This is a genomic window from Psychrobacillus sp. NPDC096623, assembly GCF_044762655.1.
GTDB lineage: Bacteria > Bacillota > Bacilli > Bacillales_A > Planococcaceae > Psychrobacillus.
The window spans coordinates 543,553-558,647 of the sequence record NZ_JBIWER010000002.1 but is presented as its reverse complement, the minus strand read 5'-3'; the positions used below and the strand labels follow the sequence as shown (position 1 = coordinate 558,647).

Annotated in this window: 17 protein-coding genes; 3 read left to right on the top strand and 14 right to left on the bottom strand. The window is 35.8% G+C overall.

What is annotated here, in order from left to right:
* Positions 1-162: 162 nt before the first annotated feature.
* From catA to ACIQX2_RS07460, 14 genes are all read right to left on the bottom strand, one after another.
* Complete coding sequence (gene catA / locus ACIQX2_RS07525; RefSeq protein WP_402848108.1) at positions 163-810, bottom strand: type A chloramphenicol O-acetyltransferase; 648 nt, start codon at positions 808-810, stop codon at positions 163-165.
* Positions 811-1,092: 282 nt separating this feature from the next.
* A complete protein-coding gene (locus ACIQX2_RS07520) occupies positions 1,093-1,563 on the bottom strand; it encodes a GNAT family N-acetyltransferase (RefSeq protein ID WP_402848106.1) in 471 nt (156 codons plus the stop codon).
* Between the two features lie 128 nt (positions 1,564-1,691).
* Positions 1,692-2,243, bottom strand: a complete 552-nt coding sequence (locus ACIQX2_RS07515; protein WP_402848104.1) for a CPBP family intramembrane glutamic endopeptidase — start codon at positions 2,241-2,243, stop codon at positions 1,692-1,694.
* Positions 2,244-2,569: 326 nt separating this feature from the next.
* Positions 2,570-2,920 carry a DUF1428 family protein gene (locus ACIQX2_RS07510; protein WP_402848102.1) on the bottom strand — a complete coding sequence of 117 codons (351 nt, stop codon included), beginning with the start codon at positions 2,918-2,920 and terminating at the stop codon, positions 2,570-2,572.
* A gap of 510 nt (positions 2,921-3,430) precedes the next feature.
* Complete coding sequence (locus ACIQX2_RS07505) at positions 3,431-4,246, bottom strand: class I SAM-dependent methyltransferase (RefSeq protein ID WP_402848100.1); 816 nt, start codon at positions 4,244-4,246, stop codon at positions 3,431-3,433.
* 222 nt (positions 4,247-4,468) lie between these two features.
* Positions 4,469-4,939 (bottom strand): DinB family protein, encoded by a 471-nt coding sequence (locus ACIQX2_RS07500; protein ID WP_402848098.1) that lies wholly within the window; start codon positions 4,937-4,939, stop codon positions 4,469-4,471.
* 290 nt (positions 4,940-5,229) lie between these two features.
* Positions 5,230-5,586: a cupin domain-containing protein gene (locus ACIQX2_RS07495; RefSeq protein WP_402848096.1), complete on the bottom strand. Its 357-nt coding sequence runs from the start codon at positions 5,584-5,586 to the stop codon at positions 5,230-5,232.
* Positions 5,587-6,133: 547 nt separating this feature from the next.
* A complete protein-coding gene (locus ACIQX2_RS07490; RefSeq protein ID WP_402848094.1) occupies positions 6,134-6,958 on the bottom strand; it encodes an urease accessory protein UreD in 825 nt (274 codons plus the stop codon).
* 1 nt (position 6,959) lies between these two features.
* The gene (gene ureG, locus ACIQX2_RS07485; protein WP_402848092.1) at positions 6,960-7,571 is read right to left on the bottom strand and encodes an urease accessory protein UreG; all 612 of its coding nucleotides are present in this window, start codon (positions 7,569-7,571) and stop codon (positions 6,960-6,962) included.
* Positions 7,572-7,592: 21 nt separating this feature from the next.
* Positions 7,593-8,279 carry an urease accessory protein UreF gene (locus tag ACIQX2_RS07480; protein ID WP_402849140.1) on the bottom strand — a complete coding sequence of 229 codons (687 nt, stop codon included), beginning with the start codon at positions 8,277-8,279 and terminating at the stop codon, positions 7,593-7,595.
* Positions 8,272-8,727: an urease accessory protein UreE gene (gene ureE / locus ACIQX2_RS07475; protein ID WP_402848090.1), complete on the bottom strand. Its 456-nt coding sequence runs from the start codon at positions 8,725-8,727 to the stop codon at positions 8,272-8,274. Before ureE ends, ACIQX2_RS07480 begins: the two co-directional genes overlap by 8 nt.
* Before the next feature lie 9 nt (positions 8,728-8,736).
* On the bottom strand, positions 8,737-10,449 hold the full coding sequence (gene ureC, locus ACIQX2_RS07470; protein ID WP_402848088.1) for an urease subunit alpha: 1,713 nt from the start codon (positions 10,447-10,449) through the stop codon (positions 8,737-8,739).
* A gap of 3 nt (positions 10,450-10,452) precedes the next feature.
* Complete coding sequence (locus ACIQX2_RS07465; RefSeq protein ID WP_402848086.1) at positions 10,453-10,770, bottom strand: urease subunit beta; 318 nt, start codon at positions 10,768-10,770, stop codon at positions 10,453-10,455.
* 14 nt (positions 10,771-10,784) lie between these two features.
* A complete protein-coding gene (locus tag ACIQX2_RS07460) occupies positions 10,785-11,087 on the bottom strand; it encodes an urease subunit gamma (protein WP_402848084.1) in 303 nt (100 codons plus the stop codon).
* A gap of 556 nt (positions 11,088-11,643) precedes the next feature.
* Here ACIQX2_RS07460 and ACIQX2_RS07455 point away from each other — a divergent pair.
* The 3 genes from ACIQX2_RS07455 (at position 11,644) to ACIQX2_RS07445 (ending at position 15,086) form a co-directional block, all read left to right on the top strand.
* Positions 11,644-12,573, top strand: coding sequence for an urea transporter (locus tag ACIQX2_RS07455; protein ID WP_402848082.1), 930 nt, complete (start codon positions 11,644-11,646; stop codon positions 12,571-12,573).
* A 246-nt stretch (positions 12,574-12,819) separates the two neighbouring features.
* A complete protein-coding gene (locus ACIQX2_RS07450) occupies positions 12,820-13,272 on the top strand; it encodes a hypothetical protein (RefSeq protein WP_402848080.1) in 453 nt (150 codons plus the stop codon).
* A gap of 614 nt (positions 13,273-13,886) precedes the next feature.
* The gene (locus ACIQX2_RS07445; protein ID WP_402848078.1) at positions 13,887-15,086 is read left to right on the top strand and encodes an MFS transporter; all 1,200 of its coding nucleotides are present in this window, start codon (positions 13,887-13,889) and stop codon (positions 15,084-15,086) included.
* Positions 15,087-15,095: the final 9 nt, after the last annotated feature.

The window sequence follows — 15,095 nt, the reverse complement described above, 5'->3', positions numbered from 1 at the left end:
AAACTGCTGCTTTAGTTGAATAAGAAAAGTGAGCTATTTTATCAGCTCAACATTTCACTAAAGCACCCGTTGATTATGTACATTTATTCACAAAATTTAGTATTCCTATTAAAAAAGGAACTGTAACACACAGTTCCCTTTTTATTATCCTCCAATGACCAGTTAGACCCAGTCCGCACTTTCATCAGCAAGTCTTTGCAAGTCATTCATAAAAACACTAGCGTGATAGCCATCACAAACAGCATGATGAATTTGTAAAGAGACAGGAAGGAATAATTCATCATTTGCTTGTGAATATTTCCCTCCAGTTATTATTGGTAAAAGAAAATCTCTACCATTATTAATATTTAAATTAAATCCTGAAAAAGAACTCCAAGGAATCATTGATATCGGAATATTATTATCTGGTATAGGGGTTTTTGGAAATAAACTACCTGTACCAGTGTATTTTTCTACCTCCTCTTCATATTTAGAATGAAACTCAGAAAAATTAGCTACGTTTGGTGACCAGATGGCAGAAAATGTGTGTGTTTTCTTATCAAAAATTGTATAAGTAGGGCAAACCTCTGTCCAATAACCTAAATTACCTTCTGAGTTAAAACTAGTTCTAAATTCTCTGTGTGAATTAACTATATTTGTAACCATAAAAATAAACGCAGGATATAACTTATAATTTTTTTTCTTTAAGTTCATTATCAGATTAGTAATATTAATTTCATTAGTTATACTGAATGTTGTCTGTTGCTGTAAGTAGTGTTCAAAGTATTCTTTTCGATACCAATTGTCACGATTAATAATATTGAATTTCAAATTCAATGCTCCTTACATACTGAATTTTATCTTAGGAGGTTTCTTTCAATGCTTTTTTATGACTACCATCCTTTTTCAATACAATTTCATGCAACTATATTGTTAAGTATCTCTAACTAGAGTCAACATATATTCTTCCACTATCTTGCTGCATTAGTTTAAGTGTAACATTTCATAATAGATTTCTGAGTTCTACTTGACATTTTGGTAAATAAATAGTCCATCTAAAAGCTGGTCTTGTTCTTCTAAAGCACTCGTTAGCTTAACAAGCTATTTTATGTTTTAACATACCTTTTTATAAAATATAAGGGTTGCGTTATCGTTTAATTTCTTGCTAATTCCTGTTTTGCTATACCCCATTTTTTCGTATAAATAACAATTTCGCTCTTCCTCTAATATTGTAGCTAATTCCCACGTGGTTGCTTGAGGGAACATACCTTCAATAACATTAATAGCCTTCTGAGCTATCCCTTTTCCTTGGTGATCAGGCAAAATAAACATCGGACTGATCCAAAACTGTACTTCTTCTCTCCAAAAAACACAGATGGCTCCAACAAGGGTATTGTGAGCTAATATCTTATAGAAACTACCATTATGTAGATTTATTCTAGATATTACTCTTTCGATAGTTTCATTTGCTGGGTTTGTTTCGTAATCCTCATACTTATTCAACAAAGGCATAAAGGCTTTAACCTGAATATCAAAAATAGCTTGTGCATCGTTTTCAACTGCTTTTTCCAATCTAAGTTCCATTAGTTTCACCTTCTTTATATTTATATGCTGTATTATTCAACAAGAATTTATTTTTTCCTTCTTCAACTAAACTGCCGCTTTAATTCAATTAGAAAAAAGCTTTACTCCTTCTTGAACTAAAGCACCCGTTAGGAGAAGAGTAGCACTAACAAATTATACAAAGAATGAATAATAATTACTGACCAAAGAGAATTACTTTTCTTATATACAAACCCAAATATAATACCCAATACAAAAACTGTTAATATGGAACTTAGAATATAAGCGAATTCAAAAAGACCTTTATAAAACCAAATAGGAAAATGAATCGATACAAAGAGTAAAGCTGTAATTGTATTTGCTATCCAGAATCTAAAAGAATCCATAAGTTTTCTTAATAAAAAACCTCTAAAAACAATTTCCTCAGTTATACCAACCAATAGAATAGTATTAAGCCATCCGTTAAATCCTATTTGAAAATCAATATTATTTTTTAAAACGATAAGATTTATTACAAAATAGAATATCAAGGCTAAGGATACCCAACCTGTCCATGCTAGACCTTTTCTAAAGTTAGGATGTAACTGTAGATAGGAAATTGGTTTACTTTTTTCCATAATTTTAACTAGTAAAATAACAGGAATGACCCAAATAACTATTTTAATTGTGGCTGATGTTATAGCTCTTGGAACGGGTTCCATCAAATCTAAATATTGAACTAACCATAATTCTCTGATACACCAAAGAGCATAAAATATTATGAAATATACCCAAATATAATTTTTATTTACTTTTAATTCTATAAGAAACTCCCCCTTTCTTCTTCAACAATCCTGCCGCGTGAGTAGAAATAGACCATTAGTCAATAATTCTATTAAGTTGACAATAATCCTTTTAATACCCCCCCCCCTTTATAACTTTTTCTAAACTAACCTGCACCTTTAGTTGAATAAGAACAAGGCTGTCTTCTGACAGCCTTGTTCTTCTAAAGCACCCATATGAAATAAGATAAGTAACTATTTTCTAATTAAACCTTTTCAAATTCACCACGAACGACTCGGCTAATATCAATAACATTAATCATTTCATTATATAATTCTTCAATTCGCTTATCAGAGTCAACTTTCCCCATAACTAGATCGTGATGATGTTTATTATTAAATGTAGAAACTGAGCACATCAAAGTTTCATTTTCATGCAGATCAACCGAAGACTCCATCCCTCGACACCCATACATAGCATCAATACTAGTGCTTTGGTAAGTATCATCTTCAATAGCACCATATTCCTTGTAAATAAGCGATGCTTTTTTATTAGTTTCTATAAACCTTTCCTTTTTCTTTATCAAAACTGGATATATGTATAATACACTGTACATAAAATTCTCCTTTGCTTTTTAGTTCACTTACTGCTTAATCAATTAACACTTTCTAATTCAAGTATAATGTCGTGTTAGCACAAGTAAGTAAAAAGACTTTACTCCATCTAGAAGTAAAGCACCCGTTAGCCATACATGCAGCAAAAAAAACTGCATCACCGAGGAAGAAAATTGTATCAGAACGGGTATAGAAAAATGTTGCTGGCGAAGAAGGTTGATGAACTATGGTGCCATAGAGCCCAAGTGTTAGTATGACTTCAACGACACCAGTGCATCACAGACTGTCGCACTCTATACGAGTAGCACTCATGGGAAATCCTACTCTGTTTATTGCACCAGTCTAGCCTTTTTTTTAAGGTGAATGGGATTGGTTCTTGATTTATCTTTCAGCTCTATAGACACAATCTAAAGACTCAGCCTTTAAAAAAAAAAAGCTGAGTCTCTTTTGTTATGCAATTTTATAGATTTCGAGAATTTTTTAATTTTCATAGGAGTTAAAAAAGAAACCTATCATTTTCCCTTTTTTATTCCAATATAAAGTAAGTGAGAGGAAATCGCTAAGATATAAGGGTCATCTGCTTTTTCAATAAGCATTTTTATGATTTTCTCAACTTCCTTTTCTCCTTTGTCCCTCCAATAGTTCCAATTTTCCTCATTTAAAATAGCCCCTACATTTGATCCTATTAATTCTAAACTTTCAAATCCTTGCTCTTCCATAAATGGTTTTATTTCATCAATATTAAAGTAATAGGCACCTGTAAAACGTCCTTCATCCTGATGATTAAAACAACCTGTTTCGGAAAATCGTTCGATGTTTTCTATATCATTATTTGGTTTCCAATTTTCAGGATGTAAAAGAGAAGTCAATATATGTCTGATTCTAGGCATGAACGCAACAAATACGATTCCATTCTTCTTTGTCACTCTATATAACTCCTGTATAGCTTTAATACGGTCGGTTTCTTCTTGTAAATGATACATAGGACCAAGCATTAAAGAAGCGTCGTACTGTTCATCTGTAATCATATTAAGTTCTCTAGCATCAGCAACAAAAAAACCATTAAAGTACTCTTCTAAATCAAGCTCCTGTGCCTTATTTTTAGCAATTTCAACAAGTCTGGGTGTTAAATCAGTCAGTGTTACATTATAGCCCTCACTAGCGAGTTTTATAGAATATTTTCCCGGTCCCGCACCATTATCTAGAACTGTTCCAGTTAAAGGAATATATTTTTTTATATAGTGCCAATTTACTTGGAATTCAATAGGTTCTCTTTCAAGTCGTCCCCACTCATCAAACTTATTATAGTAATTAATGATATTACTCACAAAATCACCTACATTCTATTAACTTTTATTATTATTAGTTCTACATTTAGGGATATAATTCCTTCTTCAACTAACCTGCATTCTTTAGTTCAATAAGAAAAAAGAGCTGCCTAAGCAACCCATGATCTTTTACTAGAGCACCTGTTAGTAGAAGAAGAAAAGTGACGCTTATTCAACAACCTTCCTTTAAATACCACATCTCACAAGCCTTGCTTCCACTTATTAACGATGTGACGGCCATGAACCTTGCATCTTCCTAATTTGAATAATTTGACCGGTATGATATGCATCGTGAAGTATTATATTATATAGCTTTTCTTCTAAATTACTTTGTTCAAAATCTTCATTTGTCGTTTTACTTATTGCTTCTCTTAAACTGTGTTGAACCATTTCTACACGTTTAACGATTTCTGACCATTTCTCATTGTCATTTAATTGTTCCGTCAGGGAGAAGGTTTCATCACCATCAAGATTTTGAGTCCATTCATGGCCTTGTAAATTTGCTGTTAGTCTCTCTTTATAGTATATGAGATGATTAACATTTTCCCAAATTGTATTTGCTGCCTCTCCTTCAGGTCTCCACAAAGCCTCTTCTGCGGTGAGTCCATCAATTGCAGGTTTTAACGGCGCATACCAACTCTCCTTGTCGAACGTTGTGTCAAGCATACTTAAGAATAACTCGGTTCGATTCATTACATCTTCCTCCTTTAAACTATTTGACCAACACTTAACATTTCACCAAGAAGTGAAAAAAATCCTTCTTAAAGTATCCTTCTGCCTTATTTCAGTAACAAAAAGAGTTACCTATTTAACACAAGATTTTTATAGTGCTACCTCTTTTACGACTAAAATCCCAAGTAACATCATTTACTTGGATATCCATTCATATTGAATATCTGGTAAATTCCCTTCATTTTCATGTCCTCTATTTATGATTTCAAACCCTTGATTTTCATAAAACCGTTGTGCTTTTTCATTATCTTCTATTCCTTTAATGGCAGAAATAAAAAAGGATTTAACTCAACACTTTCAATTACAATAGCAGTTAATCCCTTATCTGATTTTGTTTCATGCCATTCATCTTTTTCCCAAAATACAGCATCTCCAGGCAGAACTTTAAAATATTCTTCTTTATCATTGCGAACATAACCTTCTCCATTTATTACTACTAAAAGTTGAGGTACTACTGCTTGGTGGTATCCTACAATGCCGTTTTCTTCCAAGTACATACATCCTATATTAGTAGCTTTATCTGTTTGAATAATACGAGAAATAATAAAATTTGAATTAAACTTCGTGATCATCTTCCCATTCTCTTTTCTAAATGTATAAAACTTCATATTATACCCCCAGTCAATTAATGTGTATAACACTAATTCAATTATGTTGAACGATATTCCTTTAATTTTATTAAACTAAAACGCTGTTAAGTTAAAAACAAATGCGCAAGCGTCAATGTTTGCCTTGATACCGATTGGAAGAATTGCAGTAAAAACACTCTATGCCTTTATTCGCGGATCTAGAATTTTATATTTTTCCTAAACAACAAGAAAAAAGAGCTGTATAATCAGCTCTAAATTCACAACAGCACCCGTTTATTTAAAAAATTCATCAAAAAGAGCGTTGATCCACGAAGGATTACGCCCGCTATAATTAAATTGTAAATGTTTAAATCATTTATATTTTTTTCCAAAACACAAGCCAAGCAAAACACTGATGATGAAAAGATAAACGTAAACAGAGAAATCATTTCTTTTTTTGTAGAACTATACACGAATGGAATATCGAACCAAGTTGTAAAAGTAGCATCCCTACTATCGTACCTAACCCATTTTACAGCCAAGCTTTGATCCCACTAACATTTTGGTCCATCAAAATTTTACCTGATTAATATTTTCGTAAGGTTACTGGTTGTCGGTCATACCATTCTTTCCGAAGGAACGTGCTGCATTTAGCTATAAGTTCTTCAATTTTTTGTGTAGAATGAGCGAGTATACGCACTGTAAAGCCACCCTCTGTCAAGAGAGACAGTCCTACTTTGCACTCGTCTAAGTCTATTTCAATTACATTATACAATCGTTGAAGAACATCCTCATTTACTTTATCACTCATCACAATCATCGAACCCAGATGAGTATATCCTTCCATATAACCGATTCCATTCACACCTGCTTCAATGGGTTGGAGTTTTATATGATCAAATAAAACCAATTCTTCATCTAAATAAATTTCATTTTTCAATTGAAGTAAATCATATCGGAACCATTCTCCGTCCGGAGACCAGCCAGGTGTTAAAATGTCACTGTAAAAAAGAGTAGCTCCACGTTCCATCCGAATAATCGTATTTTGCTTAAACTTGGCATTACGATAGGCGATAAGCGGATCAGGAATGTATTCAAGTATACTGCCTTTTTTCAAGACGATTTCACTCTCTTGTAGGACTGGTGTATACGGTGTTCTATACACTTTCGTAGCAGACTGTGTCGTCAGTATCAGTTCAGCATGTTCCTCAAGTGTAATTTCCATTCGGTAACGGTCGCCATCTAAATAACCGCCCCCGGGGTTTATGAGAAAATAACATGCTTGTCCGCTATTATCAAGATAATGGGGACGTAGTATTTTAAATGCACCTTGGAAATACACTTGTTTGGTTACCGTCTTATCCCTTTTTTTCTCCATGTTCAGACGCAACACGCCTGTCCATCTGTCCATCTTAACTTAACCCGGAGAGTAAAGCGTTTTGTTTAATCCAGCCGATGACTTTATCAAGACCAGTATTGTCCTGCAAGTTCGTGAACACAAATGGCTTTTCGCCTCGGAACACTCTAGTATCAGCGGCCATAACATCCAAATTCGCATGCACATATGGAGCAAGATCGATTTTATTTATGATGAAAAGATCTGATTTTATCATACCTTGTCCGCCTTTACGCGGAATTTTCTCTCCCTGGGCTACGTCGATAATATAGATGGAAAAGTCAACAAGTTCAGGGCTGAATGTAGCTGCCAAATTATCACCACCGCTCTCCACAAAGATTAAGTCCAAGTCAGTGTGGCGTTTTTTCAACTCTTCAATCGCCGCACTATTCATTGACGTATCCTCACGAATCGCTGTGTGAGGACAGCCGCCAGTTTCAACACCAATAATTCGGTCATTAGCCAAAACACCATTATTTATTAAGTACTTAGCATCTTCCTTCGTGTAAATATCATTCGTAATAGCAGCCATGCTAATATCATCCTTCATATGACGTGTTAATTTTTCGACAAGCATTGTCTTACCGGCACCAACTGGGCCACCTACACCAATTTTAATCGGTTCCATTTAAAAGCACTTCCTTTCTTTCTATGACATGAAAATACGGATTAGTACCCGTTCATGTTTCATCTGAGAAATTTCTAATCCAGGGGGCACTGCGCCAAAATCGGCGATGTCCATCGTTCTTATTTGTTCAACCGCTTTTGTAATCCATTGTTGAATATCACGTAATATAAACTGCCCGGCTGTCTGACCGAGTGGTATACCACGCACTGCATTTTGGGTAAGACTCGATATAGACGAATAGAGATAGGTGGATAAAATGACATTCAATGGGATTTTTAACTGGTGAGCAATAATTGTAAAGACAATCGCAGGATGACCAAATGCTTCTCCATTTACTGTTTTTTCTTTATACAAAGTTAGTAAGGGAGATGGATACAAATCATTTCCAATAGTCAACATGCGTTCTCCAATTTTATGTGTTCCTTCTCGCGTTTCTCTTGGAAGAGCTTGCACCGTTATTTTCCGGTCAAGTCTCCAGATCGATTGGACATCACTTTGTTCAAGCGCTTCAAAAGCAAGACGACAGGCTAGCCCGTCAGTATAGACGAGCTGCCCTAATACATACATTTGCAGCCATTCTGAAAAACTGTCTTTATCATGTACTTTATTTTCCTGTATATAAGTTTCCAATCCAAATGAATGACTAAACGCCCCTGTTGGCAAGTTGGAATCACACAACTGAAATAATGACAGCAAATAGTTATCCATGACTATGTCCAATATGCCGGAATGCCTTCTTCACTTTCCGTTTTTCACGTACATACGGGAGACCAAGCTCCCCAAGTAGTTCTTCCACAAGATAATCATATTGAACAAGCATCTTATCCTCTTCAAATTGTGCTGGCAAATGCCTATTTCCGAGCTGATGCGCAATTGTTCCCATCTCATTCAAGTTCCTCGGCTTAATAACAATCACATCATCAGGATATACCTCAATTAAAATGATATTTTTTTCATCCATGTAAAGTATATCGCCTGCATTCAAATCGCGGGATTCGCTTAAACGTAGTCCGATTTCACGGCCATGATCTGTTTTGACGCGTTGAATTCGTTTGACTAAATCACTGCTTTCAAGGAACACTTTTTCTTTATGAATATGAGCAACAATATCTGAATCTAACTCATCAATATGTCCAACAATTTTTTCAATAATCATCTTTTCACCTCAAAATAAAAAATAACGCTGCCCCATCGGAACCACATCTACAGGATCACATGTAAGATGCTCACCATCCACAAATACTTCATACGTTTCGGGATCGACCTTGATTTCGGGTGTGGCATCGTTTAATTTCATGTCTTTTTTCGTCAATGATCGAATTCCTTTTACCGGCAGGACCGTCTTTTGGAGTCCTAATTTTTTATGAACACCATCATCGTATGCTGCTTTTGAAACGAAAGTAATAGAGCTTAGATATTTTGCTTTCCCCATCGTTCCATACATAGGACGGTATAAAACTGGCTCCGGGGTCGGTATGGATGCATTGGCATCTCCCATCAAACTTTGAACAACTTGTCCACACTTTAAAATCATGCTCGGTTTCATTCCGAAAAATTGCGGTGACCATAACACAAGATCGGCAAATTTACCGATTTCTATTGAACCGACGTAATCAGAGATTCCGTGTGTAATTGCCGGATTGATAGTATATTTTGCAACGTAACGCTTGATACGATTGTTATCGCCTACACCTTCGTCCCCTTCAAGTTTACCCCGCTGTTTTTTCATTTTATCGGCTGTTTGCCATGTTCGTAATATGACTTCTCCAATTCGGCCCATCGCCTGGGAGTCGGAGCTCGTCATACTAAACACACCCATATCCTGTAAAATATCTTCTGCTGCAATTGTTTCTCCTCTAATACGTGAATCAGCAAAAGCCACATCTTCCGGAATATCCGGACTTAAATGATGGCACACCATTAGCATATCGAGATGCTCATCAATTGTATTCACTGTATAAGGAAGTGTCGGATTGGTGGAAGATGGAAGCACATTCGGGTAGCTCGCTAATTTAATAATGTCTGGAGCATGACCGCCTCCTGCTCCTTCCGTATGATAAGTGTGAATGACGCGACCTTTAAAGGCATCAGCTGTGTCTTCCGCAAAGCCACCTTCATTCAATGTATCGGAATGGAGTGCGACTTGAACGTCATATTCGTCTGCTACTTTTAAAGACATATCAATCGCTGAACGTGTTGCGCCCCAGTCTTCATGGACCTTCAGCCCAATAGCCCCAGCCAGAATTTGCTCCGCAAGCGGCTCCACTGCAGCAGCGTGGCCTTTTCCTAGAAATCCCACGTTAATCGGCATATCTTCGGCAGCTTCAAGCATACGGTGGATATTCCATTCTCCTGGTGTAACAGTTGTTGCTTTCGACCCTTCTGCAGGACCTGTCCCACCGCCGATGAGTGTTGTCAAACCAGCAGTTAATGCGGTTTCTATTTGAGCAGGATTTATGAAATGAATATGCGTATCGATTCCGCCAGCAGTCAAAATCTTCCCTTCACCGGCGATAATTTCCGTAGATGCTGCGATTGTAATGGTCACACCATCCATTAAAAGAGGGTTACCTGCTTTACCAATGGAAAAAACCTTTCCGTCACGGACAGCTACATCTGCTTTATAAATACCTGTATAATCCAGTACAATAACATTCGTAATCACAAGATCTGGAACATTATCGGCACGGACAGCGAGTGGGTGACTTCCCATTCCATCACGGATCACTTTTCCACCACCGAAAACTACTTCATCTCCGTAACGTGTAAAGTCTTTTTCAATTTCAATAAACAACTCTGTATCAGCCAAACGAATGGCATCACCAGTTGTTGGACCATACATATCAGAATATTGTTTTCTTGTCATACGAAAGCTCATCTATTATTCCCCCCGTTCTAATGATCCTTCTGTTTTATTGTTTAAACCGTATACACGTCTTTCCCCAGTGAATGCGACCACTTGTACTTCTTTTTTATCACCTGGTTCAAAACGAACTGCAGAACCAGCTGGTATATCTAAGCGAAATCCAAAGGCTGCTTCTCTATCAAATTCAAGGCTTGTATTGATTTCATAAAAATGAAAATGGGATCCTACCTGAACGGGACGGTCTCCTTTATTTAAAACGGAAATCTTTTTCGTTTCCTGCCCTTCATTGCAAATAATATCATCAGACTTTAAAATGTATTCTCCAGGTATCATGCCAAAATTCCTCCTTATCTTATTGGTACGTGGACTGTTACGAGTTTTACCCCATCTGGAAACGTTGCTTCTACTTGCACATCATGAATCAGTTCGGCTACGCCTTCCATGACATTGTCGACCGTCAAAATGGTTGCACCGTATTCCATTAACTCGGCAACAGTTTTACCATCACGAGCACCTTCTAAAATTTCATGCGTGATCAATGCAACAGATTCCGGGTGATTCAGCTTTAATCCTCGTTCTTTTCGACGCCTTGCCAAATCAGCTGCCACAACAATTAATAATTTTTCTTGTTCTCTAGGCAACAAACGCATACACATTCCTCCATTAAACAATAAATTTCTTGGATTTCTTTTTCGCTAAAAAATATGGTAAGCTCATATATCAATTTCTATTTTCACCAATTTTTATACATGAATTTTTATTCTTATTAAAATTTATTAAAGTACTAGTTGTATAAACAAATTCATAGCTTAAAACGAAAATTCACAGTTAAACCATGTATGATTTAGTTTAAATCGACTATAAGACAAACCTAAAAGAATAGATGAAATAAAACACCTTCGATATGGGCATACTTTAAAAAGGTATTAAATCGAAGGTGTTTTTGCGTGTGCAAATTCCATATTCATTTGAAATTATATGGGCAGTTGTATAAGAAATATGGAGATGTTACTAACAATGATAGAAGGAAAAGCACGTAAAGAAATCATCATGATATCATGCGAATTCGAGTGAAAAGTAACCTAGCGATAACAGAATAGAAAAACACAATCCCCTCACCTGAGGCAAACATGCCACCTCTCCACGTAAGGTACGATTGGGTTATTTATTCTCTGCTATTTATGAAATTTATTAAAGGAGTTATTTATGCAAAAACATCAAGGTTCAAACAATACACTTACTATGTTTTCCGCTTCACTAAAAGGGATCTCGCAAGTTCTATTAATTGAAAATGCCATCACTGGTCTTATTGTGCTCGTAGCCATTTCTATCTATTCTGTCCCATTAAGCATTATAACTTTCATTTCCTCGTTAATTGGTACAGTAACCGCAAAAATAGGAGGGGCCGACGAAAAACTGATTTCTCAAGGTTTATTCAGCTTCAACTCTACTCTCTCCGGTTTAGCGACGGTGCTTTTTTTAGAAGGAAATCAGCGATGGATGATTGCTTTGTTCAGTGCCGTGATCGCCGCCATTTTCACTGCAGGTATGATGCACTTAACAAAACCATTTGATGTCCCTTCGCTTACCTTCCCTTACATCATTTTGACATGGTTTTTACTAACAGCTTCACATCGTTTACAGTTTTTCGAAGCGATCAATTCTCTCGTTCCGCAGGGCCTGGCTTATTGGCATTTGGATATCTCTGGACCCATTGATTTTATAAGTGGGTTTACGAAAAGTATTGGACAAATTTATTTCCTTGATAATATTTGGAGCGGTCTGATCATTTTAGCCGGCATTTTCTTTGCTAGCAGACGTCTCGGTATGCTAGCTATATACGCAACCATTATTTCCTTGCTGGCAGCTTATTATCTAGGTAGCGAACGCCCTTTATTGAGTTCTGGATTATACGGATATAATGCTATATTAACTATTTTTGCCGTTTCAGACGTTTTTCATAACAAAAAGAAGTTGATCCCTTTTTCTGGTCTGCTTGCAGCGGTAATATCCGTACTGATCACCGCTAGTCTAGATAGCTTTTTACTGCCCTATGGCCTGCCGCCCCTAACTATGCCGTTCGTCCTAAGCACATGGCTGTTTTTATTTGCCCGAAAACTAATGCCAAACCTTTAACTTTGAAGGTGCTTCTAGGATATTGGGGCAGCTTCTCTTACCCATCAAGCTAAGATAAAAGCATACTCCGATTAAGAAAAAACGCTATACTATTGGAAAAAATTTTATGTGGAAGGATGGTGTTACTACAACCGGACCTTATATAAGCAATTGAATTTAATTACGTCCTATTATTAGAAAAGCTGAATATTTACTATTAAACCTGGGAAATACTCCAAGAGAAATATTTCTAAAAGGAGTGAAATAATGTATTTCGAAAACGAACTAGAAAAGTTTGGAGTAGAACCTGTATTTGAGGAACGACTTTATGAACGATACGAATTCACAGTTAATATTAGAGGTGAGGAATTTAAGGGTCATTTTCACAATGAGGAAATTCAATGGCTTCAACCACATCCGAGACAAATGATCGGTGACGATAAAACAGATACTTTAGAAAAAAGTATCTATAAACTTATGAACGAAAATGGAACGAATAAAGATGGAAAAGACCTCGAACTTACTCTAGCATTTGAAGGAAGATTGCACGAACGTCAACAATTTATAATTCAAATTCAAGGTAAAGAATATAAAGGCTTTGTCCATGAAGGGGAAATACAGTGGTTCCATCCTCAACCTCACCAAGAGCATGAAAATGAACAAGTGCAAGCAATTGAAGGAGAAATTCATGAAAAAGTAGCCGATTCAGAAAAAAAGTAAAACAAAAAAGAGCTGCATACAATTCAGTTAGCATAAGTGAATCGATGAAAGATATATCTTTATCATCGCATGCTACGGGGTGGGCTTTTGCTATAATAGTTTTAAAAAGTATTATACATTTTATATGGTTAATAAGGAAAAGGCTTTACTCCTTTTTAGAAGTAAAGCTTCTCTAAGTAAATTTTACTTCCAATTGGAATTACATCTTCAGCAAGAATCATTTCTTTCCATTCTTCCATTACTTTTTCTTCAATACGATTTGCACGTGAGTATTTTCATAGTTTTGTTCAATACTTAATCTTTTGAACACACTTTCTAGTATGCATAATACCTATTAACTTATTTATTATGTTCCTCATTTACCATTTCTCTTATTGCAATACCTTTTAATATATGAATATTCATAAACACTAGAGTATTCTATTTCTTCATTCATGCCAAACAACCCCCGAAATCTAACTAAGGTGTATCTTCTACGAAGGTATTATTAATTATATTTATTGAAAACAGCTCTAAATATTTATTAAAAATATGGGAAGAATAAATTTGTCATGAATTAAATGCAAATTTCACGTATAAATCATCGCTATTATTGAAAGTTGGTCTTATATACCATGGGTAAAGAAAAAGTTAAACTATGGACAAACCAATATTTAATCATTATATTACTGTCGCTAGTAATGTTCGCTTCTTTTTATATGATCACGGCGGGATTCCCTATTTTTGTATCTACAATAAGTGATAATCCTGCGATTGCAGGAATCATGACAACGACCTTAATGACAGCGTCACTAATTACTCGCTTCTTTGCGAGTGTTATTATCCAAAAAGTTAATATGAAATTGCTCCTCATCATTTCACTGATTTATTTTATGGGTACAATAGGTCTTACTCTTGTAGACGAATCCATTGGGTTTTTAATATTCATTCGAGCACTACAAGGTATTGGATTTAGTATGCTTACGATTTTAGTCTTTACGATCTCAAGTAATATTGTTCCTAAATCACGGCTAGGTGAGGGCATTGTCTATTTCGCTATGTCTACAAGCGTTGGGACGACACTTGGGCCATTAATCGCTATTTCTTATCTCGCAAATTATTCATTCCGATCGATGATGATGATAACTTTGGGTCTTATGTTTTTTTCATTTTTGTGCAGCTTCTTTACAAAAAATACGGTTAAAAAAGAAAAGGAAAGTCCACAATCTACTAATAAAGAACCGTTCTATAAGTACATGTACGATAAGCGTGTCCTTCTACCATGTATTTTGGTAGCATTCAATTATATGGCAATTGCAGGTACTGTTAATTTTATGGGGCCATTTGGCAAAGAGATTAATGCTGGAGGAAGTATTTCACAATTTTTTATCGCACAGGGAATTGCAATGTTATTAGTTCGTGCTTTTTCTGGTAAAATTTTCGACAGATTTGGCCACAGAATCCTTATCATTCCTGGTGCCATTTCAGGGGCAGTAGGATTAATCTTGTTAGGTTTCTCAACGAGTATGTGGATGGTTCTCGTTTCTGGGGTATTATTTGGTATCGCTTTTGCCATAATTCACCCAATTATTCAAGCTTGGGCATTAACTCTTGTTCCACCCGAGAAAAAAGCAACAGCCAATTCGATGCTTCTTATTTTTATTGATTTTGGTTTGGCCATTGGATCCGTAGGGCTTGGATTCTTAGCAAAAAGGGTTGGGTACGGCATGACTTTTAGTTATTCTGCAGCTTTTATGATTATTATTTTGTTATTGTATCTAATGGGGAGCAAGAAAACAGTATCTTTAGAAGCTAGTAAGGAAAAATCATCCTGAACGAAACAA